Raw genomic sequence first — 1447 nt, 5'->3', positions numbered from 1 at the left:
GATAATGAAAAGGCAGCGGAATATCCGTTGCCTTTGACCATCCATATTTAAAAATATTTTCTGTAAAATTCTCTTCTAACGCTTCCGCTTAGCTGGGCATAAATTCTGGTGGTCTCGCTTTTTTCGTGTCCCAGTAAACTTTGAATAACATCAATAGGAGCTCCGTTGTTCAATAGGTGTGTTGCATAGCTGTGGCGTAGTTGGTGTGGATGAATTTCTTTGTTGGTCTCTGCCCGACTTGATATTCGCTTTATGACATACCTCATTTGTCCAATACTCATTCTATGTGGCTGCCGTTCAGTAACGAAAATAGCAGGGTCTTTATCTTGCCGAAGGTCTAAGTATCGCTTAAGCCATATTTCACACCGTATATTAAAGTAGACCTCCCTTTCCTTATCACCCTTCCCAAGCACAATGGCGGAACTATTTGACCAATTAATACAATTTTTATCAAGAGAAACAATTTCCCCTATTCTACAACCTGATGAAAACATAAATTCAAATAATGCCTTTTCCATTGGAGTAATACACGCTTCCCTCAAATGTTCTAATTCTCTCTCCGTTAAAAATTTTGGAATCCGTTTACCTTGTTTAGGTTCTTTGATTTTCACTGCTGGATTTTTCGATATATGCCCTTCCTCGTGTGACCAACGAAATATCGATTTAATAAATCGAATTCGATGAGCCAAACTTGACGGCTTAAGGTGTTCACTGGATTTTGCTAAGTATTCTTTCAGTCGTTCAGTCGTCAATGATTCAATATTCACATCGTTAAAGTATTGGATAAGTAGCATAGTCTGAAGCTTATATGCTTTTAATGTCTGAGGGGAGAATCCTTCAATCCTTTTATCGGATTCATATAATTCCCAGGTTTTTGATAATAACAAAACAATCTCCTCCTTCGGTTATGTTGGAGGAATTATTGCCTTTATTGTAGAAAAGGAAACGTAGGTATTGAACTATCGAGCAGTTTAGTTGTTGACGAAATGCTGCGATAATAGCGTCTTGTATATTGCGATTTTGATATAATGGAAACAAAAACGAAAGAAAGTGATATTGTTGAGGTTTCCGATAAACGACCCGATTCTTTCCGATTTCGTAAATATTGATATTCCGTTAAATAATTTCAAAAGTTACGCAAAGGATATCGAAGAATTTTTAGATAATAGGTTTTTAGAAACGGTTGTAGACCGAGAAGGAGACGAAGAGGACGAAGAAGAAAACTATGAAGACGAAGATGATTCTTTTATACGAAGTTTAAATTCCTTTTCGTTCTTTCAAGGCGAAAAATATCGTTATGGAATTGAATTCCCTCATATTATGAGGACATCATTATTTTATACTTGTTTCGCTTTTTTAGAAAATTATCTTATAAAAGCGTGTAAAGATATACGCCAAAGAAAACGGGTTGACCTTGATATTAGCGATTTAAGACATAACGGAATAG

At 35.9% G+C, this 1447-nt stretch carries 2 protein-coding genes; one reads left to right on the top strand and one right to left on the bottom strand.

Annotated elements, in window-relative coordinates:
• Positions 1 to 47: 47 nt before the first annotated feature.
• Positions 48 to 887: a tyrosine-type recombinase/integrase gene (locus JMM81_RS22540; RefSeq protein WP_256243804.1), complete on the bottom strand. Its 840-nt coding sequence runs from the start codon at positions 885 to 887 to the stop codon at positions 48 to 50.
• Between the two features lie 172 nt (positions 888 to 1059).
• On the opposite strand from JMM81_RS22540, the gene JMM81_RS22535 reads away from it, so the two are divergent.
• A partial coding sequence (locus JMM81_RS22535) for a hypothetical protein (RefSeq protein ID WP_256243803.1) occupies positions 1060 to 1447 on the top strand: 388 nt, incomplete at its 3' end.

Source organism: Bacillus sp. V3B (genome assembly GCF_024494465.1).
Lineage (GTDB): Bacteria > Bacillota > Bacilli > Bacillales > Cytobacillaceae > Bacillus_BD.
Note: the sequence above shows the minus strand (reverse complement) of the source record. Positions and strands in the feature narration are given on the sequence as shown.